At 61.5% G+C, this 24237-nt stretch carries 27 protein-coding genes; 4 read left to right on the top strand and 23 right to left on the bottom strand.

What is annotated here, in order from left to right; translation table 11 throughout:
- Nucleotides 1-837, bottom strand: a complete 837-nt coding sequence (locus tag AC01FP_RS04335; RefSeq protein WP_474478385.1) for an alpha/beta fold hydrolase — start codon at nucleotides 835-837, stop codon at nucleotides 1-3.
- Nucleotides 838-845: 8 nt separating this feature from the next.
- On the opposite strand from AC01FP_RS04335, the gene AC01FP_RS04330 reads away from it, so the two are divergent.
- The gene (locus AC01FP_RS04330) at nucleotides 846-1334 is read left to right on the top strand and encodes a GNAT family N-acetyltransferase (protein ID WP_474478384.1); all 489 of its coding nucleotides are present in this window, start codon (nucleotides 846-848) and stop codon (nucleotides 1332-1334) included.
- Here the strand turns inward: AC01FP_RS04330 and AC01FP_RS04325 are convergent.
- Genes AC01FP_RS04325 through AC01FP_RS04315 form a run of 3 tightly spaced genes read right to left on the bottom strand, consistent with a single transcriptional unit; the run spans nucleotide 1331 to nucleotide 3785 of the window.
- Nucleotides 1331-2056 carry a TIGR04283 family arsenosugar biosynthesis glycosyltransferase gene (locus AC01FP_RS04325; protein WP_474478383.1) on the bottom strand — a complete coding sequence of 242 codons (726 nt, stop codon included), beginning with the start codon at nucleotides 2054-2056 and terminating at the stop codon, nucleotides 1331-1333. The two genes, AC01FP_RS04330 and AC01FP_RS04325, sit on opposite strands and share 4 nt — an antisense overlap.
- A complete protein-coding gene (locus tag AC01FP_RS04320; protein ID WP_474478382.1) occupies nucleotides 2047-2664 on the bottom strand; it encodes a TIGR04282 family arsenosugar biosynthesis glycosyltransferase in 618 nt (205 codons plus the stop codon). The genes AC01FP_RS04325 and AC01FP_RS04320 overlap by 10 nt, the downstream gene beginning before the upstream one ends.
- Nucleotides 2661-3785 carry a trypsin-like peptidase domain-containing protein gene (locus AC01FP_RS04315; RefSeq protein ID WP_474478381.1) on the bottom strand — a complete coding sequence of 375 codons (1125 nt, stop codon included), beginning with the start codon at nucleotides 3783-3785 and terminating at the stop codon, nucleotides 2661-2663. Before AC01FP_RS04315 ends, AC01FP_RS04320 begins: the two co-directional genes overlap by 4 nt.
- Before the next feature lie 60 nt (nucleotides 3786-3845).
- On the opposite strand from AC01FP_RS04315, the gene dnaA reads away from it, so the two are divergent.
- Nucleotides 3846-5273 carry a chromosomal replication initiator protein DnaA gene (gene dnaA, locus AC01FP_RS04310; RefSeq protein WP_474478380.1) on the top strand — a complete coding sequence of 476 codons (1428 nt, stop codon included), beginning with the start codon at nucleotides 3846-3848 and terminating at the stop codon, nucleotides 5271-5273.
- A gap of 23 nt (nucleotides 5274-5296) precedes the next feature.
- Here dnaA and AC01FP_RS04305 read toward each other — a convergent pair whose 3' ends face one another.
- The 17 genes from AC01FP_RS04305 to AC01FP_RS04225 all read right to left on the bottom strand — a co-directional run bounded on the left by AC01FP_RS04305 (nucleotide 5297) and on the right by AC01FP_RS04225 (nucleotide 21096).
- Nucleotides 5297-5725 carry a hypothetical protein gene (locus AC01FP_RS04305; RefSeq protein ID WP_474478379.1) on the bottom strand — a complete coding sequence of 143 codons (429 nt, stop codon included), beginning with the start codon at nucleotides 5723-5725 and terminating at the stop codon, nucleotides 5297-5299.
- Between the two features lie 67 nt (nucleotides 5726-5792).
- Nucleotides 5793-6743 carry a CbbX protein gene (cbbX, locus tag AC01FP_RS04300; protein WP_474478378.1) on the bottom strand — a complete coding sequence of 317 codons (951 nt, stop codon included), beginning with the start codon at nucleotides 6741-6743 and terminating at the stop codon, nucleotides 5793-5795.
- A complete protein-coding gene (locus AC01FP_RS04295) occupies nucleotides 6740-6997 on the bottom strand; it encodes a 4a-hydroxytetrahydrobiopterin dehydratase (protein WP_474478377.1) in 258 nt (85 codons plus the stop codon). The genes cbbX and AC01FP_RS04295 overlap by 4 nt, the downstream gene beginning before the upstream one ends.
- Before the next feature lie 19 nt (nucleotides 6998-7016).
- Nucleotides 7017-8156 carry a CO2 hydration protein gene (locus tag AC01FP_RS04290; RefSeq protein ID WP_474478376.1) on the bottom strand — a complete coding sequence of 380 codons (1140 nt, stop codon included), beginning with the start codon at nucleotides 8154-8156 and terminating at the stop codon, nucleotides 7017-7019.
- On the bottom strand, nucleotides 8156-9700 hold the full coding sequence (locus AC01FP_RS04285) for an NADH-quinone oxidoreductase subunit M (protein ID WP_474478401.1): 1545 nt from the start codon (nucleotides 9698-9700) through the stop codon (nucleotides 8156-8158). Before AC01FP_RS04285 ends, AC01FP_RS04290 begins: the two co-directional genes overlap by 1 nt.
- Nucleotides 9701-9707: 7 nt before the next feature.
- Complete coding sequence (locus AC01FP_RS04280) at nucleotides 9708-11567, bottom strand: NAD(P)H-quinone oxidoreductase subunit F (protein ID WP_474478375.1); 1860 nt, start codon at nucleotides 11565-11567, stop codon at nucleotides 9708-9710.
- Nucleotides 11568-11589: 22 nt separating this feature from the next.
- Nucleotides 11590-12057, bottom strand: a complete 468-nt coding sequence (locus AC01FP_RS04275; RefSeq protein WP_474478374.1) for a ferritin-like domain-containing protein — start codon at nucleotides 12055-12057, stop codon at nucleotides 11590-11592.
- 5 nt (nucleotides 12058-12062) lie between these two features.
- Nucleotides 12063-12692, bottom strand: coding sequence for a BMC domain-containing protein (locus tag AC01FP_RS04270; protein ID WP_474478372.1), 630 nt, complete (start codon nucleotides 12690-12692; stop codon nucleotides 12063-12065).
- 63 nt (nucleotides 12693-12755) lie between these two features.
- Nucleotides 12756-13007: a carboxysome peptide B gene (locus AC01FP_RS04265; protein ID WP_254937079.1), complete on the bottom strand. Its 252-nt coding sequence runs from the start codon at nucleotides 13005-13007 to the stop codon at nucleotides 12756-12758.
- Nucleotides 13007-13288 carry a carboxysome peptide A gene (locus tag AC01FP_RS04260; RefSeq protein ID WP_474478370.1) on the bottom strand — a complete coding sequence of 94 codons (282 nt, stop codon included), beginning with the start codon at nucleotides 13286-13288 and terminating at the stop codon, nucleotides 13007-13009. Before AC01FP_RS04260 ends, AC01FP_RS04265 begins: the two co-directional genes overlap by 1 nt.
- A 1-nt stretch (nucleotide 13289) precedes the next feature.
- Complete coding sequence (locus AC01FP_RS04255; RefSeq protein WP_474478369.1) at nucleotides 13290-14795, bottom strand: carboxysome shell carbonic anhydrase; 1506 nt, start codon at nucleotides 14793-14795, stop codon at nucleotides 13290-13292.
- 7 nt (nucleotides 14796-14802) lie between these two features.
- Nucleotides 14803-17181 (bottom strand): carboxysome assembly protein CsoS2, encoded by a 2379-nt coding sequence (gene csoS2 / locus AC01FP_RS04250; protein WP_474478368.1) that lies wholly within the window; start codon nucleotides 17179-17181, stop codon nucleotides 14803-14805.
- Between the two features lie 117 nt (nucleotides 17182-17298).
- A complete protein-coding gene (locus tag AC01FP_RS04245) occupies nucleotides 17299-17640 on the bottom strand; it encodes a ribulose bisphosphate carboxylase small subunit (protein WP_322765916.1) in 342 nt (113 codons plus the stop codon).
- 153 nt (nucleotides 17641-17793) lie between these two features.
- Nucleotides 17794-19203 carry a form I ribulose bisphosphate carboxylase large subunit gene (locus AC01FP_RS04240; RefSeq protein WP_106502475.1) on the bottom strand — a complete coding sequence of 470 codons (1410 nt, stop codon included), beginning with the start codon at nucleotides 19201-19203 and terminating at the stop codon, nucleotides 17794-17796.
- Between the two features lie 68 nt (nucleotides 19204-19271).
- Nucleotides 19272-19583: a BMC domain-containing protein gene (locus tag AC01FP_RS04235; protein WP_106502566.1), complete on the bottom strand. Its 312-nt coding sequence runs from the start codon at nucleotides 19581-19583 to the stop codon at nucleotides 19272-19274.
- A 231-nt stretch (nucleotides 19584-19814) separates the two neighbouring features.
- The gene (locus AC01FP_RS04230) at nucleotides 19815-20096 is read right to left on the bottom strand and encodes a P-II family nitrogen regulator (protein WP_474478366.1); all 282 of its coding nucleotides are present in this window, start codon (nucleotides 20094-20096) and stop codon (nucleotides 19815-19817) included.
- A 4-nt stretch (nucleotides 20097-20100) separates the two neighbouring features.
- Complete coding sequence (locus AC01FP_RS04225) at nucleotides 20101-21096, bottom strand: sodium-dependent bicarbonate transport family permease (protein ID WP_474478364.1); 996 nt, start codon at nucleotides 21094-21096, stop codon at nucleotides 20101-20103.
- A 116-nt stretch (nucleotides 21097-21212) separates the two neighbouring features.
- On the opposite strand from AC01FP_RS04225, the gene AC01FP_RS04220 reads away from it, so the two are divergent.
- Nucleotides 21213-21794, top strand: a complete 582-nt coding sequence (locus tag AC01FP_RS04220; protein ID WP_474478363.1) for a non-canonical purine NTP pyrophosphatase — start codon at nucleotides 21213-21215, stop codon at nucleotides 21792-21794.
- Between the two features lie 28 nt (nucleotides 21795-21822).
- Here the strand turns inward: AC01FP_RS04220 and AC01FP_RS04215 are convergent, their stop codons facing one another.
- Complete coding sequence (locus tag AC01FP_RS04215; protein WP_474478399.1) at nucleotides 21823-22581, bottom strand: BMC domain-containing protein; 759 nt, start codon at nucleotides 22579-22581, stop codon at nucleotides 21823-21825.
- A 182-nt stretch (nucleotides 22582-22763) separates the two neighbouring features.
- Between AC01FP_RS04215 and AC01FP_RS04210 the strand changes: the two genes are divergently transcribed.
- Nucleotides 22764-23237 (top strand): hypothetical protein, encoded by a 474-nt coding sequence (locus AC01FP_RS04210; RefSeq protein ID WP_474478362.1) that lies wholly within the window; start codon nucleotides 22764-22766, stop codon nucleotides 23235-23237.
- On the opposite strand, the gene AC01FP_RS04205 is transcribed toward AC01FP_RS04210, so the two are convergent.
- Complete coding sequence (locus AC01FP_RS04205) at nucleotides 23234-24214, bottom strand: protochlorophyllide reductase (protein WP_474478361.1); 981 nt, start codon at nucleotides 24212-24214, stop codon at nucleotides 23234-23236. The genes AC01FP_RS04210 and AC01FP_RS04205 overlap by 4 nt on opposite strands.
- Nucleotides 24215-24237: the final 23 nt, after the last annotated feature.

Here is a 24237-nt window from a genome sequence, read left to right as displayed (position 1 = left end):
TCAATCTTTAGCCCCTGGCAACTGGCTGCTTGGCAACTGGCTCAGCCACTGCTGAATTGGCGCGGCCAGTTGCTCCGGCATCTGGCCCATAGGCAGGTGGCCAGCTCCAGCCAGCTCGATGAACTCGTGCTGGGGGCTGTAACCGGCCAGATGGCGCACGTAGCGGGATGCCATCACCTGGTCCCGCTCGCCAGCGATCCACAGGCTGGGCACCTGCAGGCGGGCGGTGAGCTGGGGCAGCTGGCGCACCGCCCCCCGACCGGTGCTGCAGGCCAGCAGGCCCTGGGCAGCCCGGCGCTCGGCGACCAGGGGGCTGCGCACCGGATCGCTGCCCGGCAGCTCCGCCAGCCAGCCAGGCCGCCAGCGCAGAAACAGGGCGCCGCCGCGGCGTACCTGGGCAAAGGCTCGCGGCTGATAAACCCCACCGCCGGCAGCGATCTGGATCACCCCTACAAGCTGCTCGCCGAGTAGGGGCGCCGCATGCAGGGCGACGCTGCCCCCGAGCGAATGGCCCAGCAGCACGATCGGACGGCCCTTTGCCTGCTGCTGGGCCGCTGCGGCTAGCCAGCGGCCGTAGCTGGCCAGGTTTGGCTGCAGCCCCCTGGGCCTGGGCCGTTGGCCGAAGCCGGGTAGATCAGGCGCCCAAAGCTCCCAGCTTGGTGCCAGTGCAGTGGCTAGGGGCGTCCACAGACGGCCGGCCAGCAGCCAGCCATGCAGTGCTACTAGCAGGGGGGAGGGGCCTTGGTGCACCAGGTATTGGCAATCCAGACCTGCCAGGCTGCCCCAGCGATCGCAGTCAGAACGACCATCGGGCAGGATCGTTCTATTGCGTTGCACCCGCCCCTGTGGCTTCGGCCGAGCTCCTCACCAGCCTCTACGGGGAGCAGCACCGGCTCTGCCCCACGCCCAATTCCCAGCTCAGCCTGGTGCTCAGCCGTGAGCGGGAAATCGACTTGATCGAGCTCGACCAGCTTTGTGATGCCGTGGGCTGGAGCCGTCGGCCCATGCGCCGTGTACGCAAAGCCCTGCAACACAGCCTGCTGCGAGTTGGCCTGTGGCGCCACGATCCCAGGCTGCCCAAGTTGGTGGGTTTTGCCCGCTGCACAGGCGATGGCGTTGTAGAGGCCACCGTCTGGGACGTAGCGGTGCACCCCCTGTACCAGGGCGCTGGCTTGGGGAAGCAGTTGATGGTTTATGTCCTCGATCAGCTGCGCTCGATGGAAGTGGATCGAGTGAGCCTCTTCGCCGACCCAGACGTGGTGGCCTTTTACGTCGCTCAGGGCTGGGAGCTTGAGCCGCTGCAGCGACGTTGCGCTTTCTGGTATTCGCCTTAGCTCCAGCTGGGCCTATTTCCTACTTGGTAGTAACGGTTAGCCAGCTCCTGTGAGTTCCCGCCCAGGCGCCACTCCCGCCGCAGCCTGGCGTTGCTAAGTGCCGTTTGCCACACGCCCAGCTGCTGCCAGCGGCGACCGTCAACCCTCAGCTGAGCACCCAGGGGCCGCAGCTGGCAGTGGCGCCGCAGCCGCAGCACCAGCTCCAGGTCCTCCATCAGGGGTAAGGGCAGCAGGCCCCCCGCCCGTTGCAGCAGCGATCGGGGCAGCAGCAGGCCCTGGTCGCCGTAGGGAAGCTGCCGCCAGCGGCTGCGCAGGGCTACGCCCGCCTCCACTATTCGCAGGGCCGGGTTGGGCGCGGCGATAGCCAGGTCGAAATACCAGGCCGCATCATCTTTCTGCCCACTTCGGTCGATGGCCTTTGCCACGGCCAGCTGCCAGCGGTCCGGCAGGCGGGCATCGGCATGCAGCAGCAGCAGCCAATCGCTACGGCTGCTGGCAATCCCTAGGGCGAGCTGGGCCCCCCGGCCAGGCGAGCTGGCCAGCACCCTGGCCCCGGCAAGGGCAGCCACCCGGGTGGTGGGGTCTGCGCTGCTGCCATCCACCACCACGATCTCAGCCACCAACTCCAAGCCCAACGCCAGATCAGCAAGCAACAGCGGCAGCCGCGGCGCCTCATTACGGGCGGCAATCACAATGGAGACACTCGCGGCACTTAGCGCCATGGCACTAGGTCCCTGGCCCAGTCGAGGTCGCCGCGAGTGGTGAGCAGTTCCGGCTCCAGGCCTCGGCGCGCCATCGCCGCCAGGGTTTGCTCGAGTACCTGCGCACCGCCCCAGGCTATGCCGGCCAGCAGCTCTGGCTCGGGACGCCGCAAGCCAATCAGCCAGTAGCCCCCATCATGAGCCGGGCCCAATACCCCCTCCCGGCGCCCAAGGGCCGCAAAAGCGTCTACTAGGTCGCCGCCTTCGAGCTGGGGCAGGTCGCTGCCGATCAGCACCACCTGGCTGGCCCCTTCCCTGGCGGCACGCTGAAACTGGCGCTGCATGCGCAATCCCAGTCCCCCCTGGCCCTGTAGCAGGGTTCGATCCGCCCCGAGGCCCTGGCCCCAGCGGCGGGCCGCGCGGCTGCCTAAACCTTCAACTACTAGCACCAGTTCAAAGCCGAACTCCCTGGAGGCCTGCTTGGCAGCCATGAGGGTGTGACCCGTCAGCCGGGTTTGGATTCGTGCTGCAGCGACGGCTCCAAGCGATAGGGCCAGGCGTCGTTTGCAACGGCCCGGGGCCGGCCAGCGGGCCAGCACGATCAGCTGGCATGTGCTCACAGCGCTCACCCCTGGCGGGGCAGTTCCGCTGGCTTGAGCTGCAGGGTCAACCGCCCGTCGCCGCGACGCAGGGATACGGACAGGGGCTTACCAACCCGGCCCTGATCCACCGCCAGCTGCACCTCAGAGGGGTTCTTTACGGCCTTGCCGCCCACCTGGTCGATCAGGTCGCAGGGCTTGAGGCCACCCTCGGCGGCTGGGCTGCCTGGCATCACCTCGACCACCACCACCCCATTCACCTCGGGGAGCCGGCATTCATCGGTGCTGGCGTTGATCTCTTTAGCCAACTGGGGTGTGAGGGCTTGCAGACGCACGCCGATATAGGGGTGGCTGGCGGAGCCCTTCTCCAGGATCTGGGCGGCAATCTGGCGGGCCACGTTGATCGGGATGGCAAAGCTCAGGCCGGCACCGGGGGCCTGACGGATAGCTGTGTTGATGCCGATCACCTGACCCCGATCATTGATTAGGGGGCCGCCACTGTTGCCGGGATTGACGGCGGCGTCGGTCTGGATGTAGGGCACCCGCTGCCCCTCACCCACCGCATTGGTGCGCTGGATAGCGCTGATGATTCCAGCTGTGACGGTGTTGTCGAGGCCCAGCGGATTGCCAATGGCGATGGCCCACTCGCCGGGTCGCATTTTGGCTGAATCGCCCAGCGGAGCCACCGGCAGCTTGGAGGCCACGACCTTCACCACCGCCACATCGGTCAGCGGATCGCTACCGAGCACCTTGCCGGTGAAGCTGCGGCCATCGGGCAGGGTCACGGTCACTTCACTGGCTCCTTCCACCACGTGGGCATTGGTGAGCAACACTCCGTCAGAACGAGTAATGAAGCCCGATCCCTGGCCCTGCTGCTGCTGAATCGTGGGCCCGCGGCCAAACAGGCCGCCCAGGGGGTTCACCACCCGCTTGACAGTGTCAATTCGCACTACAGCTGGACCCACCTTGGCCACCGCATCAACGATCAGGGTGTTGCCCTGCTGCAGCGGCGGCGTGGGAGGCGCATCACTGATCGGTATCTGGGTGCCCTGGCGGCCTGGCAGCCCTGGCAGACCCTGGCTGCAGCCCACCAACAGCAGCGCCGCAGGGGCAATCAGCGCAGCTCGACAACAGACGGAGAGGCGGAGCATGGGGATGGGACTAGGCCAGGTCTGAATCCGTTTCATTAAAGACGGCCCTGCGGCGTAACCATGCGTAGATTCGGCTTCTTTGAGACGACGGGGTTGGTGCAGCAGGGAGATGAGCTGTGGCACCTAGTTCAGCAGGCCCTTCAGGCCAACCTCAGTAAACCCACTTTCGAGACCTGGATTCGACCGGCCCGCTGTCAGTCGTTTGAGGCTGGACTGCTGCAGCTGGAGGCCCCAAATAGCTTTGCTTGCGGCTGGCTGCGCAAGAATTACTTGGTCACAATCGAGGCGGTTGCCAGTGAGATCGCTGGTCTGCCAGTGAAGGTTCTGGTTTCCGCTGCCAGCGGTGATGACGTCATTGCCGCCGCCGCCAGTGGTGCCGAAGCGGCGGTTGCACTCGTGGCCGTGGGCGGCCGCAATGTTGTGCCACGGGCTACCGGTGAAACGCCACGCAAGTTGGCGCCGGGTCTCAACCCTCGCTATGTGTTCAATCGCTTTGTGGTGGGGCCCAACAGCCGCATGGCCCACGCGGCCTCCCTGGCGGTGGCCGAAGCGCCCGGGAGGGAATTCAACCCCCTCTTTCTCTGCGGCGGGGTGGGGCTGGGCAAAACCCACCTGATGCAGGCGATCGGCCACTACCGGCTGGAAATCAACCCTGACGCGCGGGTGTTTTACATAAGTACTGAAACCTTCACCAACGACCTGATCCAGGCGATCCGCAAGGACGGCATGCAGGCCTTCCGCGACCGATACCGCGCTGCCGACCTGATCTTGGTCGATGACATCCAGTTCATCGAGGGCAAGGAATACACCCAGGAGGAGTTTTTCCATACCTTCAACGCCCTGCATGAAGCTGGGCGTCAGATCGTGATCGCCTCCGACCGGCCCCCCAACCAGATTCCTCGGCTGCAGGAGCGGCTGATCTCCCGCTTCTCAATGGGCCTAATTGCCGACATCCAGGCGCCTGACCTGGAAACCCGCATGGCGATCCTGCATAAAAAGGCCGAACAGGAGCAGATGGTGCTGCCCCGCGACCTAATCCAATTCATCGCCGGTCGCTTCACTTCCAACATCCGCGAGCTGGAAGGGGCACTTACTCGGGCGGTGGCCTTTGCCTCGATCACCGGCCTACCGATGACGGTTGAATCGGTGGCCCCCATGCTCGATCCCGGTGGTGGAGATGTGGAGGTGAAACCCAGCCAGGTAATCGAGAAGGTAGCCGAGGTGTTTGGTGTGGGCGTTGAAGAGATGCGCAGCGCTAGCCGCAAGCGAGCTGTCAGTCAGGCCCGCCAGGTGGGCATGTATCTAATGCGCCAGAGCACCAATTTGAGCCTGCCGCGCATCGGTGAGGCTTTTGGCGGCAAAGACCACTCCACGGTTATGTATGCCGTTGAGCAAATAGACCGCAAACTTAATAGCGATCCAGCCCTTTCTCGCCAAGTGCAGCAGGTGCGAGACCTGCTGCAGATCGACTCCCGTAAACGCCGTTAGATTTCAAATTAAATATTATTTAATCAGCGGCAGCCCTGTACTGAAATCCTGTAACTGAAACCCAGAGCAGCAGGATCGTTGCTGGCCCCTACTTTGAAGTTCATCTGGGTTGCTTGCTTGCCTGGCACGCTGGCAAAAGGTCCAAACATTTTGCCAGTGCCCATAGGTGGATTCATCAGGGTATTGAACATCTGCAGGCTTGAGCCATCACTGAACTTCATATTGCCTTCCACTGGGTATTGGGCTTGCGAATCTGAAGAGTTAGCTGTGAAGAAAAACTTGAAGCTTGTGTAGGGCTGGGTGACGAAGAAATCAGTATTCCAATTTGTCTTGCCGATCAACTTGCCCCGCCCCACAGACTTAGAGACAATTGGTGAAGTGCCACTTCCACCAACCGGTTGCAGGAAGGTGCAGGTGGTTGCTGCACCGGCGCTGCCGCCCCAGAGGGCCATGCCAAGTGCGAATCCGGCAGCGGCAAGACGTGTTAAAGACATAGGGCGATCAGAAACTAGTTTGACTTTAGGTGAGGGGCCTAGATGGGTCTAGACCTTCAACTTCGCCTGCAAAGACGCGGCTAGCGGTGATGTCTTCCGCCTCGATCGTCATCAAGTCGAGCTTGGTAAGTGGACTGCCGAGGCGGCTGAATAGACGGTTGGCCTGACGCATCCGTGCCCTATCGATGGCGTTGCGGATGGAACGGGCGTTGGCGAAAAATGGCAACTGCATGCGCAGGGGGATGTAGTCGGCGAAGGCTGCGGTGGCTTCTTCGCTGAAGCGGTAATTTTCAGCTGCGAGCACCAGTTGAGCAATAGCTAAGAGTTCCTCGGCGCTGTAGTCCGGGAAATCGATGTGGTTTGCAACTCGGGATGAGAGGCCTGGATTGGACTGGTAAAAGATGTCCATCCGGTCCTTGTAGCCCGCGAAAATAACCACCAAATCGTCGCGGTTGCTCTCCATCATCTGCAGCAGGATCTCAATGGCTTCGGCGCCGTAATCCCTTTCATTTTCTGGTCGATAGAGATAATAAGCCTCATCGATGAACAACACCCCGCCCATTGCCTTCTTGAGTATTTCTCTGGTTTTTGGGGCGGTATGGCCGATGTATTGCCCCACCAGGTCGTCGCGGGTGGCGGTCACCACATGGCCCTTACGCACGTAGCTAAGGCCGTGGAGGATTTTGCTCATTCGAGCGGCAACTGTGGTTTTGCCCGTGCCCGGTCTACCCGTGAATGACATGTGCAGGCTGGGCGGCTTGGTCTCGAGCCCTACCTGCTGCCTAGCCCTATCAACCACAAGTAAGGCCGCGATTTCTCGGATGCGCGCCTTCACTGGTCGAAGGCCGATCAACTCCAAGTCGAGTTGATCGAGCATCTCCTGAATGCCGGCCCCTTCATAGGCCGCCTGCAAATCGATCACCGTGTCGTTGTCAGAGGCGGCGCCCTTAGCGGGCTGGGTTGTTGGGGGCGTCAACAGACCAGGGCATCAATGGCTGCAGTGAAGGCCCAATCCTCGACGTCGATTGGGGCGTCATCGGCTTCTGCGCGCAGCGTCAGGTTCACATAGGTGCGCCCGAAGCTGATGTCCGGGAAGCGCTGCTCGGTTTCACAGAGGGCATTGAGCCGCTCCAGAAAGTCTCTGGTGCTGGCGTAGTCGCCAAATTCAACCCGCCGCTCCAGCCTTTCAGCCTGCTCGGGTTTGGGGCGCGGGGTCCAGGGTTGGTCCATAAATTGAAGCTAGGACAGGTCAGTCGAGGCAGTCGGTGCGGGCCTGGGCCAGCCGGGATGCCCAGGCAGCTGCGTAAGCCCGGTTAGCAGCCTGGGCTGCTGGTTCGCTGCTGCTGAGCGGCTGGGGGAAGGTGCCCCGGATTGCCGCATTGGTGACGCAAAACATCGACTTTTGGAAGCTCATGCAGATTTTTACCCGCACATCCCCCTCCCCCCTAGTGCGCTCGAGGTAACACTGGTGCAGCCGCTCCGGTAGGTGCCGGAACATGTCTTGCATCAGCAGGCTGGGTGGAATGCCGGCGCCCATGCTCGGGAGGGGGTCGGCAAATAGGGCGCCGTAGGCAAACTGCGCTTGGTCTGGTGAGATCTGCTGGGCCTGGGCGTTGAAGCTCACCGTGCCCAGGAACGGCATGCCCCGTAGAAAGACCGCCTCCACGTAGGGCACGGCCACATCCAACAGGAAGGTGAGACCGGCCTCCGGTGGCAGCACCCAGAAGTGTTCGCCGTCAACCTCCACTCCGTAGGTGATCGGGTTGGCAGCTGCGGCTACGAGTCCGTCCTTGATGAATTCGACAACAGCATCGATAGAGCCCACCCTGCCATCTGCCTCAGCCTCAGCAAGATCGATAAACAGATCGCTCATGACCCGCCAAAACTGACCGAGAGCGTGGGTGGTGGCAGCCGTACGAATCAGCTCGGGCAGGAAACCCCTGAACAGGGGGTTGAGCAGGGCAAGAAGGGGATCAATTCTGGTCTTGCGGCGAATGATCGCTGCGCAGTTGGCCGCAAACTGATCGGAATCCAGATAGGCATCAAGTCCGCCGGTGCCATGCCAGAGCATGGCCTTCATGCAGTATTCGGCGTATTCGAAGTTGATCCGGTCGTGGATCAGATGGCGCCAGATCTTGGCTGGATTTTTGTCACCATCGAGGTATTTGAACAGTGGGAAGGGCAGCAGAAACTGCTGCTCGGCTTGGAAGATCAGGTTGATGCTGTAGGCATCCAGCACTTCTCCATAGCTCTTGAGCACATCCACCACCTCAACTAGGTGGTCTGCGGATTCACTGAGCAGGGTCTGGCCGCTGAGTAGCTGCTGTTCGAGTTCGGCGGCAGCAGGCCTACCCCCAGCGTGGACCAGTTCGGCAGAAATGATTGGCATCAGCCCACCCCCCATGGATGTAGGGCTGCTAGTTGCATTGCTGCCACCAGAGCTGGCAGTTGGGCCATGGAGGTGGATGCAGCCTCACTCAACTTGCCAAGGCCCGAGGGCAGCAGGCCGATGGCCACTACGGCAAAGGCCAGGCCCATGGCCGGGATGGTTTCACGGGGCGCCACGGCGGCCAGGCGCACATCGAGTCGACCATCAGCCTCCGCATCACTGGCCGGTGTCACTGCCAGGCGTCCGAAGAAGGCACGATTAACCAGCAGTAGAAAATAAACCGCCGTAAGGCCCGAACCAACCATTGAAAGCAAGGTCGCCAGGGGGAAGGCGGTGATGCTGCCGCGGAACACCATGAACTCCGAGATAAAGCCGGCCATGCCAGGCATACCGGCACTGGCCATAACCCCCAAAATCATCAGCGTGCCTGTGAATGGCAGACCCCGTTCCGGGTTGAGCAGACCATGCAGCACCGAGAGATCCCGGGTGCCCGTCTTGCGATACACAATGCCGACCAGCAGAAACAGCAGGGCTGAAATCAGGCCGTGGCTGACCATCTGGAACACCGCCCCGAGCAGGGCGACCGGTGTGGCAGCGGCAGCGGCTAGCAGGATGTAGCCCATGTGACCCACGGAGCTGTAGGCCACCATCCGCTTCATGTCCTGCTGGGCGATCGCTGCCAGGGAGCCAAACAGCACAGATACGGCTGCCCAGATGGCCAATCCCGGTGCTAACAAGGCCCAGGCTTCCGGGAAAAGACCCATGCAGAAGCGCAGCAAACCGTAGGTGCCCAGCTTCAGCAGCACTCCTGCCAGCAGCACTGACACTGGTGTAGAGGCCTGGGTGTGGGCATCGGGTAGCCAGTTGTGAAATGGGAATAGGGGCACCTTGATGCCGAATCCCACCAGCAGGGCCCCGAGCAGCACCAGCTGTCCTCCCATCGCCAGCCTTTCACTGGTGACCGGGGTGAGGCTGAAATCCACACTGCCGGTTAATAGGGCCAGGCCCAGGAAGGCTCCGAGGATCAGCATCCCCGACACCGCTGTAAAAATCAGAAATTTTGTGGCCGCATAGGCCCGGTTGGCTCCGCCCCAGATGCTGATCAGAAACCAGAGTGGGATCAGCTCCAGCTCATAGAACAGGAAAAACAGCAGCAGGTTTTCGGCTAAGAAAGCACCGTTGACCGCGCCGCTGATAACCAGCAACAGGGCGAAGTAGATGCGGGGCCGCTGGTTGATGTCGCGGGTACAGATCGCCGAAACCAAGGTGAGGGCACAATTGATCAGCACCAGCGGCATTGATAAGCCATCGACCCCGAGCCGGTAGTCGAGGCCGATGCTGCCCACCCAGACAAATGACTCCTGTAGCTGCATGCCATTGAGGCCGGTGTCGAAGCGGAGCAGCACCAGCAGGCTCCAGATCAATTGCAGGCCCAACACCACCAGGGCCACGGTGCGCATGCGTCCGGGCGAGGGGTTGCCGGGCCATAGGGCCAGGACAAGTGCTCCCAGCAGAGGGATCAGTAGAAGCAGGCTTAGCATCAGGCGCTCCTCATCCGTGCAACCACTGCAGCGAGGTGAGCAGCAGCACAATCGCCAACAGGACCGTTAGGATATAGGTCTGAAGCTGGCCGTTCACCGAGAGCTTCAGCCCTTCAGCGCTCGCCAGGGAAAGCCTGCCGATGCCATTAACAAAGGCACTCACCAGGGCCTGGTCGATCCAGTTGCTAAATCGCGCCAGGCCAGCCACCGCCGCCACAATCGTCACCCTGTAGATGCGCTCGGTGTAGAAGTCGTAGGCAAGTAGATCCTGGAGCAACCGCAGGGGCTGGAATATCGATCGGGACCAGAACTTGTGCAGGGGCACCAGGCAGCCGCCGAATACTCCAGCCACGCCGCTTGCCACCACTGCAGTAGCGAGGGGCAGAGGGAAGGAGGCCAAGCCAGGCACCGAATCTAGCCGGGCCATCAAGGCTGGCAGGAGAGCTACCAGCACGGTCAGGCTCACCATCGGTAGGGCCATCAGCCAGTTGACCTCAGGGGCCCGCTTGGTTTTTGGCAGAGGCGCTCCCATAAACACCTGCCGGAATACCCGGGTGAGGTTGAAGGCTGTCAGGGCATTGGTGATCAGCACAACTGCGGCAAAAAATGGTGCAGTGCGGCCTAGCGCCTCCACCAGCAGGCCGAAGCACCAGAAGCAGCCAAGGGGCAGCAAGCCCACCAGGCCCGCTCCCCCCACCAGGTAGGCGGTGGTGGTGGCAGGCATGCGGGAGCCGAGGCCACCCAGCTCGGTGAGGTCCTGGCAGCTGGTGGTGGCAATAACGCTGCCCACACTCATGAACAGCAGGGCCTTGGCGAGGCCATGGGCAAACAACAGCAACAGGGCAATAGCCGGCTGTTGCAGGGCAATTGCAATGAAAACCAGGCCCAGATAGGAGGTTGTGGAGTAGGAGAAGGCCCGCTTGATATCCACCTGGGCGATCGCCACCAGCGCACCAGCCAGGGCGCTGATTGTGCCCACAACCAACAACACATCAACCGCCAGCGGTGAAAACCGCAGCAGCGGCATTACTTTGAGCAGCACAAGGGCTCCAGCGGTCACAACTACGGAGTTGCGCAGAATGGAGGCTGGGTTTGGACCCTCCATGGCCTCGTCAAGCCAGAGGTGCATGGGGAACTGGGCGCACTTACCCATGGGGCCAGCGATTAGGCCCAGTCCGAGCAGGGTGCCCGCTAGCGGGGTTAGCGAACCATTGGCATGGGCTTCAGCTGACCATACGTAAAGGTCGTCAAATTCCATCGAGCCAGCCCAGGCTGAGAGAGCGACTACGCCCATCAGCAGCAATACATCGCCAACCCGCTTGGTCAAAAAGGCGTCTCTGGCCGCCGTAACGACCAGCGGTTGGGCATACCAGAACCCCACCAGCAGATAGGTGGAGAGAGTGAGCATTTCCAGCAGGAAATAGCTCATGAAAAGATTGCTGCTCAGTACAACTCCGGCAAGGGCGCCTTCAAAGAAACCCACCAGGGCATAAAACCTGGCCAGGGCCCACTCCTTATCCAGGTAGCCCAGGGCAAATACCTGACCCACCAAGCTCAGTCCGGTCACCAGCTCAAGGGCGGCCAGATTGGTCAGGGATAGGTCGAAGCCAATGCGCAGGTCGAGATCGGCAGCCTGAAACCAGGGCAGCTCGATGTGCTGGGGACCCAGCAGCCATACCTGCTGCAGGATCAAGGTGCCATGCACCACCGCCAGCAGCGTGACGATCAGGTTGAGATAGGCCGCAGGGCGAGGACCGTGACGCTTGATCCAGCCAGCAGCCCACGGCAGGGACAAAACCATGCCGCTGAACCCATAGAGGGGGATCAACCAGGCCAGCTGGATCGAAAGTGGCAGGGGTGGGGCGAACAAGGGGGGATGGGCGTCGGTCGGCTCAGAAGGTGGCCCGTTCCATCGAGGGATTGGGGCTGAAGCCAAGGCTGCGCAGCCAGGCCCCCAGCTCTTCGCCGTGGTGCTGTTCGTCGTTGCAGAGACTCCTGAACAGGGCTTCGTTAGCGCCATCACCCACCAAGACGCAAAAGCGAACCGCCTCGGCGTAGTGATGGATCAGGTCGTTTTCGAGGGCGAGATTGAGCCGGAGCAGTCCGACTAGGTCGGCGGCATGGGCAACGGGCCTCAACTGGGATGCGGCAGGAGCCACCCCCAAAGCAAGCATGCGCTGCACCAGGCGTTCGGCATGCTGCATTTCTTCCACGGTTTCGCGTCGAAACCGGGTAGCCGAATCACCGTCTCCCCAGAGCTCCACTAGGGAGGCCTGGGTCATGTACTGCTGAACTGCGGAAAATTCCAAGCTCAGGGCGCGGCCGAGGTAACCCAGGACGCGCGGATGAACGGCGCCCATGGCCATCAGAGGCGACGGGTGGTAGCAGTTGCGATCAGGGCAGGCTCCACTTCGCTGTGGGGACGGGCAATGATGTGGGCAGCAACCAGGCCGTCACCGACGCGCTCACAGGCATCAGCGCCGGCACGCACTGCTGCATTCACCGCACCTGTTTCACCGCGCACCATCACGGTGACGTAGCCACCGCCAACGAACTCACGGGCGATCAGGGTCACTTCAGCGGCCTTGGTCATGGCGTCTGCGGCTTCGATCGCCGGTACCAGGCCACGGGTTTCGATCATGCCGAGGGCGATGCCCTGAATGGAAGGAGCCATGGCGTTGCTGCGCGAAGGAGTTGTGGGTGGGGTGGTGCCGGCGCCCTTGCCGGCACCGGAACGGGAGCCGGTTGAGCTGGCGCTAGAGCGGCGTGTCGTGCTGGAAGCACGGCGCGCTGTCGAGGCAGCTGGCTTGGCTACGGCTTTCGCCGCAGTGGGCTGGGCCGCCGCCGCCGGCAGGGCCTTGGGGGCCGCTGCAGGTGGGTTCGAGCTGGCCGCCGCCGCTGCAGCCACCGGTGTGGAGCTGGCCGCCGCAGCCGCGGGGGCGGATTTGGCAGCAGGAGCTCCGCTGGTGGTGGATTTAGGGGTGGGGGTGGCCATGGCTCAGGAGTATGGGGGCTGGAGTGATGACAGGTCGATCGGGCAGCGAGCTACCCGGGCCACCTAGCCGTCGGGCTCCCAGAAATCAATGATTCCGCCGATAGTCAGATCGGTCTGCACCTCGGGGTTACCGCAGGCGAAGCGGGCTGCAGAGCCACTGGCGGTGAATACCCAGTTACCTGGGGATGCACCGACTGGGTCGACAGCAACGCTCAGCTTGCCCTTGGCGGTGCGCAAGACGCGCAGATTGGAGTGATCTAATCCGGCAACCCTCTGGCTGCAAACCAGAGAGCCGGTGACCTGCATGATTTCCATTAGCTGGCCCCTCCTGACGGAGCTTGAGCCTTGCCAGCATCAGGATCCCAGTGGTCAATGATTCCCACGATCGTTAGATCGCTCGGGTACGACTTGCTTCCGGCGGCCTCGCGCGCAGCTGAGCTGCCGACGCAGATCACCCAGTCACCTGGTATGCAACCCACGGCATCAACTGCCACTTTCTGAGTGCTGCCATCGAGCACCACCTGCAGGTGCTTGTGCTCAAAATCTGGAATGCGATTGGTAGACACCAGTGGTTTAACCACCTTGCAGATCAACATGTCAGTGCCCTCCTCCGCTCGCGAATGTGATTGTGGAACCTACAGCTTCAGCTGGGGTGTGACGGTCTTGATCCCGCACGGTAAGCAGGGCATGCAATAGGCCCTGCTCAAACAACTCGGGATAGCGGTTTTCCATGGCGGCTTGCACCCGCTGGCAATTGCGGATCGCTCGCTGCCTCGCCCCGGGCACCTGGCCGTTGTAGTCAAAGCGCACTACCACTGGCACAGGCAGGCCCCGAGAAACGTTCAAGCCCTTGAAGATCTTGATGCCTACATCCAGATCGGGCGCTCCCTCCTCCACCGTGTCCATGTAGGCGAAGTAGGTCAGGTTGCGCAGGTGGATTTCCTTGAAGCCTATGCCCACACCGATAAAGCGCTCCGCATGGCCAGCATCGCCGTAGCTGCCCCGGTGGTACTGGCGTACATAGTCGATCTGGGAGATGTTGTTCTCGATCAGGCGGGCTATCAGCTTCACCATGCCCGGGTCGGGACTGCTGGCCGCTGCCTGCTCCACCAGCGATTGAATGCGGGCCCGGCCCTCAACCGCATTGAGATGGTGGGTGGCCTCATAGGCCGCTTTGGCATCCAGCCAGCTCTCCAGATTGGTGCTGCCATCAATGCCCGGCACATGCACACGAATCGTGTCGGTGTCGGTGTCGATGCCTAGTAGCAACAGATCTACTGAGGCACCACAGCAGAAGCTGTTTTCGACGGCCTGCTGGAAATCCTTGAGCCGGGCTAGGCCACAGGAGGCAGCCAAGGCATCATCACTGCCATGGGCAGCACAGCCCTCGTGCAGTGGATCTTTTGAACTGAAGTGGTAGAGCACCACCTTGAGGTAACGGGTGTCATCGTGCGCCGAATTGGGCTGACCCTCCCGGTAGCGGCGATGTTCAGTTTTGACCCAGCGGTTGACCGTGTTTTCGACGTCAAACAGGGCACCGGCATGGGAACGCCGCCGTACTGAACTAAACGGAATTCTCAGGGCGTAGGCCATGGCATGGGCTAGGCGCCCGTCAGCGCATGGGGTTGCGTCGAGTAGGTGGAAGCCACAGGCCAGTAGAAACTCATTGAAGGCTTCGGCAGCGGCACTGCCAGGCTTGCCTCCCAGAGGGTCGTGCTGAAAGAAGGAGTCGCTGGTTTGTTCGTAGGTTTCAAATACACACCAGGCAAACAAGGTGCGCATGTCGAGCTGGCTGACCCAGGCCTTCTCGAGGATGGGCAGCGGCAACTCAAAGCCCAGTTCAGCCCTTGATAGCAACTGGGCCTGCTCGATGAAATCAGCCTCGTGCTGCAGGGCTGAAAGGCGCTTGAGCAAAGGCACAATGCGATCGAATGCACCTTTGACCTGGTCTTCGTAGGACCTCAGGACCCCATTGAGCTGACCATTGCTAAGCGGATGCAAGCCAGGCGCCACTAGCTCGCTCGCGGCGGCGGCGCCGGGCCGACGGCGGGGAGCCGTTGGAGCCAGCGGGCGATAGGGAGTGGCGAGCGGGCGTCGGGGCATCAGGGGTTCAGCCGCGGGCCCCGCCAGACACGGTGATCAGGGAGCCGGCTGTGGTGTTGCCGCTAGAACCGGTGACACGGCTGACTGGCTCGGGACGCTCCTCGTTGCGCTTCGGCTGGAGGGCGGCGGGCATCGAGGTCTTCGAGCCTGGCCGGGTGGGGTTGCGGCGGCGGGCTGAAACACCCTCAGTGCCGGTGACCCGTTCACCCCGATCCCAGTCATCACCAGTGATCTTCAAGCCAGCAGAGATGCCTTCGCCGGTCACCCTGGAGGTTGGACGGGCATCCGCGTCAACGCTCATAGGAACCTCAATGGGCCCCCGAGCGATTTGGCTGCTGCCGCGACGGTCGAAGCGGAATTGCTCGGTGCCGGTGACCATGTCACCGGCCAGGTCAAAAGGGCCGGTAATCCTGCTGCCCTGCTCGTAGCTGGTGCCGGTTACTGCCCCGGCTGGTTCTCGCCCCACCTGGGCTGAGCGAGCCGGGGATTGGATGCTGAATTGCTGCCAGGGCTGGCTGCCCGCCAGGGGTTGGGGGAAATCGGAGTCCTGGGCTGCGGCGGCACCGCAGACCTTGGCGAGTTGATCGCCACCGATGTAGGGAGTGCCGGTAACGGCTTCGCAGGCTCCGCGGCCCGCACCAGTGAGGACACCGCCAATGCCTGGCTGTATGCCACTCATGCGGTTAGAGCCCCGCACCGGAGTGCGCTGACGGATTTCGGCGACAGACTTGCTGTTGCAGAAGTCTCCTGCCTGCTCAAGGCCGGCGTAGGGCGTGCCGGTTACGACCTTGCAGGTGCCGGGCTCATCACCGGTGACATTGGAGGAGCGGCCAGTGTGGGTACCGCTGACGATCTGGGCCCGATTGGTGACGCTGAAGCCCACCTTGGCAGCCTCTGGCTCAGGCTTGCTGCCGCAGAAATCGGCGTATTGCTGGCTGCCGACGTATTCATCACCAGTTACAAGGCGGCAGCTGCCGGGCTCATCACCGGTGACATGCTCGCTGCGGCCCACATGGGTGCCAGTGATGCCAGTGCCACGAAGGGTATGCAAGCTTGCAACCTTGGTAGGAGCCCGTCCAGTCACCTGGCCTTGATCAGATATGTACTGGGAGCCGGTGAGCTGCTTACCCGAGCCGGGTTCGTCACCCGTGACAAGGCTTGAGCGACCAACCATCACACCTGAAACTGACTGACCTCCCTCGGTCTGGCTGCGTCCAACCTTGCGTGGGCTAGGGCTGGGGCTGGAGGTGCCGCAGAAGGCTGCTGACTGATTGGCGGAAACGTATTCGGTGCCGGTGACGTTTTTGCAAGTACCGGGCTCATCGCCGGTCACCTTTTCAGAGCGACCAACCTCATTACCAGTGACGCGGTTGCCATGGGTAGTGGCGCTGACGCGCACCTTGGCAGGTTGACTTGCCACTGGACCGCTCTGACAGAAGGCCTGGAACACCTCGGCGCCGAGATATTCGGTGCCCGTAATGGCGCGGCAGGTAGCAGCTTCGTTACCAGTTGTTTTCTCTGAGCGATTGGCCTGGGTTCCGGTAACCACCTGACCAGAGCTGGTTTCGCTCACTCCCACTTTCCAGTGGGCTTCTGCGGCAGCTGCCTGTTTGGCGCCGTGGCGGTTTGGGCCGGAGGGGCGGGTGCCGGCGACTCTGCTGGAACCAGCGCTGCCCACCTTGGCGCGCAGTTCACGGACCTTCTGGGAAAGTTCGCGGGCGCTCATATCAGGATTGCCTTGGCGGGATACCGAAGCAGCTGTAGTGCTCTTAGGCGCATTAGCGGATTTGCCACGCTTAGAGAGAGCTTCTCTCCGGGCGAGCACAAGGGCTCTACTGGGATCTAGTTGGGAGAGGCGCTTGGCCGTGGCACGGCGATCGCCACCACTTCCACTTGTTTTGCTAGAGCGATTACTGAGGCTCAATAGAGCCGGTGCAGCAGCGGTCTCGTCTTGACACTTGCATTTGGCTTCCGCTGCAGGTGCCTGGACTTTTGGTGCAATTTTTGCCAGGTCCGTACGCGTGCGGTCGCTGGAGGTGTCGGCACGTTTGCCGCGTTTGGAAAGGGCTTCCCGTCGGGCAAGCACCAAATCTCTACTGGGATTTGCGATTGGACGGGCCTGGGTGGTCCGGCTGGAGCCGGTGGGTGCAGCAAGGCTGCGGTGAGAGGAAGCCGCCCGGGCGTTCACAGCCGGGGCAGCTACTGGAGCGGCCTTGGCCACCGATGCTGGAGACTCCGACGCTGTTGCTGTGCGGGTGGGGCGAGCGTCTTCAACCGAGCGCACACGGCTCGGGCCGGAGGTGAACCGGCTGGCGGCTTTTTTGCCGCCGTTGGTGAGAGCCCTGCGGCGCTCCAGAGCTGCTTCCCGGCTGGATGTGCTGGCCATGTCCGCCCGTCGAATGGAATATCTGAAAAGGTGCCGACCAGTCCGCAGCGCGAACTAGCCAACAGAGGAAAGGGGTTGGGGCCCAGGCCAATGGCGCGAGCCCCGGAAGGGCTGGGATCAGCGTCCTTCGAAAACCACGAAACAGGAGCCCTGGCTTTGGGTGTAAGCGTCGTAGCCCACCAAGCGAACGTGGTGGTCGGGGTAGGCGCGGTGACAAGACTCAAGCTCGTTCACGATCACCCCCAGATCCTTCTCGCCAAAGAAGGGCAACTTCCAATAGGACCAGTAGGTCGCCATGGAGTTGCTGGGATGGACATGCTCAACGAGCGGGCTCCAACCCTGGGCAATGATGTAAGCGATTTGATCGTAAATCTCGTCCTGGGTCATCGGCGGCAGGAAGCCGAATGTCTCCAGGGTGGCGACTGTTTGGTAGTCACCCACGGTGCTCTTGAAAGGCATGGGGATCCTTATGTGGATGGAATGTTTGAACCTTGCATAAAAGGCTCTTGATCTCGTTCGTAGAGATTAATTTAATCTCTAGTTCTGAATATTCCGTTCTGGGAGGTGAGTAGGCAAGTTGCCTGCCCCACTCACCAACTCAGACTGGCGATTTCAGGTGTCGAGCTTGTCGACGGTGTCGAACTCGAACTTGATTTCCTTCCAGGTCTCCAGGGCGATAGCTAGCTCAGGGCTGTGCTTCGCTGCTTCCAGAAGGATGTCGCGGCCTTCGCGCTCAATTTCACGACCGGCATTACGGGCTTTGACGCAGGCTTCGAGGGCCACGCGGTTAGCCGCAGCACCAGCAGCCGAACCCCAGGGGTGACCGTGGGTACCACCACCGAACTGCAGCACCGAGTCGTCGCCAAAAATGGCAACCAGTGCGGGCATGTGCCAGCAGTGGATACCGCCGGAGGCCACTGCGAACACGCCGCCCATGGAGCCCCAGTCTTGGTCGAAGAAGTTGCCGCGGCTGCGATCTTCGGGGACGAAGGATTCGCGCAGTTGGTCGATATAGCCGAGGGTCGACTGGCGGTCGCCCTCCAGCTTGCCGACCACCGTGCCGGTGTGCAGCTGGTCACCACCGGAGAGACGCAGGCACTTGGCCAGCACTCGGAAGTGGATACCGTGCTTGGGATGGCGGTCAATCACAGCGTGCATGGCACGGTGAATGTGCAGCAGCATGCCGTTCTTACGGCACCACTTGGCCAGACCGGTGTTAGCGGTGAAGCCACCAGTGATGTAGTCGTGCATGATGATGGGCTGGCCCAGTTCTTTAGCGAACTCGGCGCGCTCATACATCTCTTCAGGAGTTGCAGCGGTGCAGTTGAGGTAGTGCCCCTTCTTCTCGCCTGTTTCCTGCTGAGCCAAGTTGGTAGCTTCAGCAACGAACTCGAAACGGTTCTGCCAACGCTGGAAAGGTTGGGAGTTGATGTTTTCGTCGTCCTTGGTGAAGTCCAGACCGCCGCGTAGGCACTCATAGACAACCCGGCCGTAGTTCTTACCGCTCAGGCCGAGCTTCGGCTTGATGGTGCAGCCCAGAAGAGGACGGCCGTACTTGTTCATACGGTCGCGCTCAACCACGATGCCGTTCGGGGGACCCATGCAGGTTTTGATGAACGCCATCGGGAAGCGGATATCTTCCAGACGCAGGTGGCGCAGGGCCTTGAAGCCGAAAACGTTGCCGACCAAGGAGGTCAGCACGTTGGTGATGGAGCCTTCTTCGAACAGGTCGAGGGGGTAGGCGATGAAGGCATAGAAGGCTTCCTTGTCGCCAGGAACGTCTTCGATGCGGTAGCAACGGCCTTTGTAAAAGTCGAGGTCGGTGAGGAGCTCTGACCACACGGCGGACCAGGTGCCGGTTGAGGATTCAGCGGCCACAGCAGCGGCAACTTCTTCGCGGGGGACGCCTTCCTGGCCGGTGCATTTGAAGCAGGCCAGCAGATCGGTGTCGAGGGGGATGTAATCAGGAGTCCAATACGTGTCGCGGTACTCCTTGACCCCGGATTCGTACTTCTTAGCCATGAGTGATTCTCCGGTTGGGTCGGTAAGGGAAGGAAATGGGTTGGTTAACGCCTCAGACGTTGGTCAACTCAGTCCTTCTGACCGGCGTAGTTGCCGTTGCCCAGGGCAGGCTCCACTTCGCGGTGGGGGCGGGCAATGATGTGCGCGGCCACAAGACCGTCGCCCACGCGCTCGCAGGCATCAGCCCCGGCGCGCACAGCTGCGTTGACGGCGCCGGTTTCACCGCGCACCATCACGGTGACGTAGCCGCCGCCGACGAATTCACGACCGATAAGGCGCACTTCGGCGGCCTTGGTCATGGCGTCAGCCGCCTCGATCGCGGGCACCAGCCCCCGAGTTTCGATCATGCCGAGGGCGATGCCCATGGATTCAGTTGCCATTACCTGCTCCTAGTGGAGGGGGGTGGAATGTGTTCACTTGCAACCATGGTCGTCAGCCAAACCCCTCGTCAAGCCATTTGGCCGGAACCGACCATCACTGTTGCGTCGCCCTTAGATAAGGCAGTCTGATCAGTGCATCACAAAACGTTAGGTAATGCTTGCCCATGCAGTGCTAGCAAGGAGTTTCAGCCCAACTAGTCCCGTCTTGGGCAGAATTTGCTTGTCGAGCACCTAAAGGGCCTCGGCGTCTGTGACATACGCCACTCCGCCGTAGTAAGTCAAAAGTGGGCGGAGTGCCGTGCGCAACGCAGACAGCAAATCTGCTTTGCAGAACACAATCACATGGGCATTTGCGCCCAAGCCGCTGAACTCCATGCCCTCGGACACGGAGCCATGCGGGCCCTTGCCTGTGACGTGCCTTACCACCGAGTACCCGGGCACACCCGCGGCTTCCATTGCTTGGATCACCGCATCCAGCTCCCGCTCGCTTAGTATCAATTCGAGGCGTTTCATTGATTTATTCGGCAGCGGGGAGCAGGGCTTTGATCATGGCCATGTAGAGGGGAATCCCAACAATGATGTTGAACGGAAATGTGACTCCCAGCGCTGTCGAGATATACAAACTGGGATTTGCCTGCGGCACTGTCATCCGCATCGCCGCTGGTACCGCGATGTAGGAGGCGCTGGCACACAGCACCACAAACAACAGGGCGTTACCAAGGCCTAGTCCCAGTCCACGGGCAATCAATGTGCCTACCAGGGCATTGAAAAGTGGCATCAGCACTGAAAAGCCGATCAGGAAAGCACCCGCTTGCCGTAAATCCCGGATTCGTTGGGCTGCAACAATCCCCATATCCAGCAGGAAAAAACTCAGAGATCCATAGAAAAGTTTGTCGGTGAAAGGCAGCATTTTGTCGATGCTGGCCGGGCTGAACGCTGCAACCAACAAGCCAATCAACAGACTCCCTACCAACAGAAATACCGAGCTGTTTAAAAAAGACTCCCGCAGTACGGAGCTCCAGCGCATGTTCGGGGCATCGCCTTGTTGAGGCGGGGCTGCCAATTTGACTAAAAGCAGGCCCACAATGATGGCCGGGGATTCCATCAGGGCCAGTGCGGCCACCATGAAGCCATCGAAGGACAGGCTTTGCGTTTCCAGAAAGCTCTCGGCGGTGATAAATGTCACCGCACTGATCGATCCGTAGGTGGCGGCAATGGCGGCGGCGTTAAAGCCATCCAGCCTGGTTTTAAGCACCAGATAGCTGTAGAGCGGCACCAGCAGCGACATCGCCATGGCGGCGGCGATGGTGGGCAACACCTGGCCACCGAGGCCGCTGTGCTGCAGCTCCAATCCACCTTTGAAACCGATGGCGAGCAATAAATAGAGGGAGAACAGCTTTGGGATTGGGGCTGGGATTTCCAAATCCGATCCCACCAGTACGGCGGTGACCCCTAGGAAAAAAAACAGCACCGGCGGGCTGACCAGGTTCTGCAGAATCAGGCTTGGGTCCATCCGTAACCCCAGGAACCCAATCACGTGGGGGCAAAGGGGGCTCTTCAACCGTAGGGCCGGTGGACTCAAAATTGAACCCCCCTTGGAGGACAATGGGATGCTCCGATTCCAGCTGAATGCTTTCCCTGGTCGTCGCCAGTGGCAACCCCCACAAGGTGGCCGAAATCGGCGCGATGCTTGAGCTGGTTGAGCTAGACGTGCTGCCCCAGCCTCCCGGTCTGGAGATTGAGGAAACCGGAGCGACCTATCTCGCTAATGCCCGTCTCAAGGCCGAGGCCGTTGCCCGCATCACCGGCCACTGGGCCCTCGCCGACGACTCTGGCATCGAGGTGGATGCGCTGGGTGGAGCCCCAGGTATTTTTTCGGCCCGCTATGCCCCCACTGACCACGAGCGCATTCACCGTCTGTTGAAAGAACTGGGCGACGGCCTTTATCGGGGAGCCAGCTTCCGCAGCGCCATGGCCCTAGCCGATCCGTCCGGCACCATCAGGGCCGAAGCTGAGGGTATTTGCCGTGGCCAGATACTGAGGGCTCCCCAGGGCCATGGCCCTGGTTACGACAGCCTTTTTTATGTGCGGGAAGCAGGATGCTCCTACGCCCTGATGAGCCCCCACCTCAAGGCCAAACTCGGCAGTCGCGGCAAAGCAGCTCGCGCGCTCGCCCCCGAATTGCTCCGATTGCTGGAGTTGGGAAACTGAGGCTCAGTCGCCAGAGCAGGCTCCTGGTTCAGCTGGCCTTGTTGTTGATGTGACTGATCGCCCGCATCGCGGCGGCGGCGGCCTCCTCCACATCACCCTCCCGCCCCGCCAGGGTTAGGCGGCCAAAGGCGCCCACAGCTTTCACGTCAACCACTGTGATGTTGGATGCCTTTTCTGCCTCATTGGCTGCGATCAGCACGTAACCGGCGGGCTCGGTTTCCAGGATGAACATGCTCATCCCAGCTTGAATCATCGATCCGCGCCGGTTCTGCCGGTTGATCAGCACGGCGTGGTCAGGGGTGATCGCCCGGATGATCTCGGTCCAGCTGACCTCGCAACGGCTGCGGAGCTCAACCCGGCTGCCGATGGCCTCGAGCACCACGTCGCCGGAGTGGAGCACGTTGCTCTGGTCGCGGTGGTAGAGCGCCAAGGAGCCGAAGGCCCGCTCCACGATCATCTGGCCAAGACGCACCGTGCTGGCCTTGAGGGCAATGTCGGTGACCCGGTGCACAGCCATACCCGGCGATACCTCCAGCCACAAGCAGGCGTCACCGGGAATGGGCAGGAAGCCCTGGCTAACCGTGCCCATATAGGCAGCTAGCTGGGGCTGCAGCGAATCAAGAAATACGTATGTGCGCAGCTCAATCGACTGCACATGGCTGGATTGGCGTGCCAGCCGGGAGCCCTCGCTGTCGGTGGTAATCACACAACTGGCGCCCGAGCTGTCGTTACCCACCCGAGTGCCAGTGATCTGGGCGCCGCTACTGGAGCTGGAGCCAAGCGCCATCTCCCGACGCCGGCGCGACGCCAGTTCGTCTCGGGAGGGAAGGCGGGATGGCAAGGGAAAATCCTTCGAACAGCTAGCCCTCACATCGGCTTTGCTGCGGCTGGATCTTAACCCTGAAGCCCCCTGCCCCTTGCCCATTGCGGCTGAGCCGGTACCGTCCGCGCAACGTTCAGGGGACGTCCATGGCCACCCGCCGCACCACTTCCAGCTCCAGCCGCACTCGGGCTGCCCAGGCCGAGCCCATGCCCGCTGGGGACACTGTTAGCAATAACCCGATGCCCGAATGGATGGCGGAAGCCGCAGCCAAGGGAGTCAAACCGGAGCAAGCGCTGGCTTTTATTGGTTTGGGGCTCATGCAGAAAATGGCTGGTTCGCCCCAAGACCTGCCCTGGCTGTGGTCTGAGGCCGAAGACGGTGACCTAGCCGATTTGGCAGCTCTCAAGCAGCGCCTCGAACTCACCCAGCTGGCAGTCCAAACCGGAGCCCCTCTCAGCACCTCAGAAGTGAGTCAGTTGCTTGGTGCCCGCCCTACCAGTGAAATTGTGGAACGTGGCGGCCTCAAGGCCCGCCGGCTCAGCCGTAACGTCTGGAAATTGAGCCTCGCTGAAGACAGCTCCAGCCGCAGCAGCGACGACGCCTTCCGTCGCCGCTTCTAGTCAGGGACAAGCCCCACCAACTTCATCGATTCATTCCACAAGGTCTGTGCAGTTTCAGGGTTGCTGGCCTTGTCTGAGAGCTCCTGGCTGAATTGCTGAGAGCCTTTGCTTTGGCGGTTACCCCAGCTCCAGTGAACCCCTGAGGCGGAAAAATCCGGGTCGGCCACCACCTGGGCGACCCGCTCCCCCGCCAAAGCTTGGCTGACATAGCCACCGGTGATGTTCTTTTGAAACCAGGGGAAGATCGTTTGAAATGCCCGCGGCGTGCTGCGAAATAGGGGAGAGTCGGCAACGCAGCCTGGGTAGAGCGAGCTGAACACAATTCCAGTGTTTTCATTGAGCCGACGATGTAGCTCCTGAGTCGTAATCATGTTGCAGAGTTTGCTGTCCTTGTAGGCCTTGCCAGGCTTGAAGGCCTTGCCATTGGCCATGGCAATGGGGGGCTTGAATCCGGCCTTGAACCCGGCACAGTCGCCTAGGTCGGCTGGCGCAGGGATCGGAATCTTGCCGCCTAGTTCCTTTGAGTTAGCCGTCACGGTGCCGAGAATCACCACTCGCCGTGAGGGATGGCTGGAGCGCTGCAGATCTTCAAGCAGCAACTGAATCAATAAAAATTGGCCGAGGTGATTGGTGGCCATCGATATCTCGAAGCCCTGGGGCGAGCGCTCGGGCTGCTTCAAGCGGGGTTTGTAGACGGCCGCATTGATCACAAGTGCGTCCAGAGGTCGTCCAAGGGACGCCACCAATGTTTCAACTCCCACCCGCACGCTGTCGAGATCGCTGAGATCAAAACGCAGATGGCTGAGCTGATCCGGAGGGATTCCTAGGCTGGCAGCGGCAGCAGCGGCCTTGACGGGATCTCGGTTAGCGGTCACCACATGCCAGCCGCGCTCGGCCATGGCCTTGCTGGCATTGAGGCCCACCCCCGAGGTGGTGCCGGTGATCAAAACCGTTCCGGCGCCAGCAGCTGAGGCCATCAAGCTTGTTGAGACAGGGCCCC

It is taken from the genome of Cyanobium sp. NIVA-CYA 375 (genome assembly GCF_056108345.1).
The sequence above is the reverse complement of the archived record's forward strand: the minus strand, read 5'-3'. Positions and strand labels throughout refer to the sequence as shown.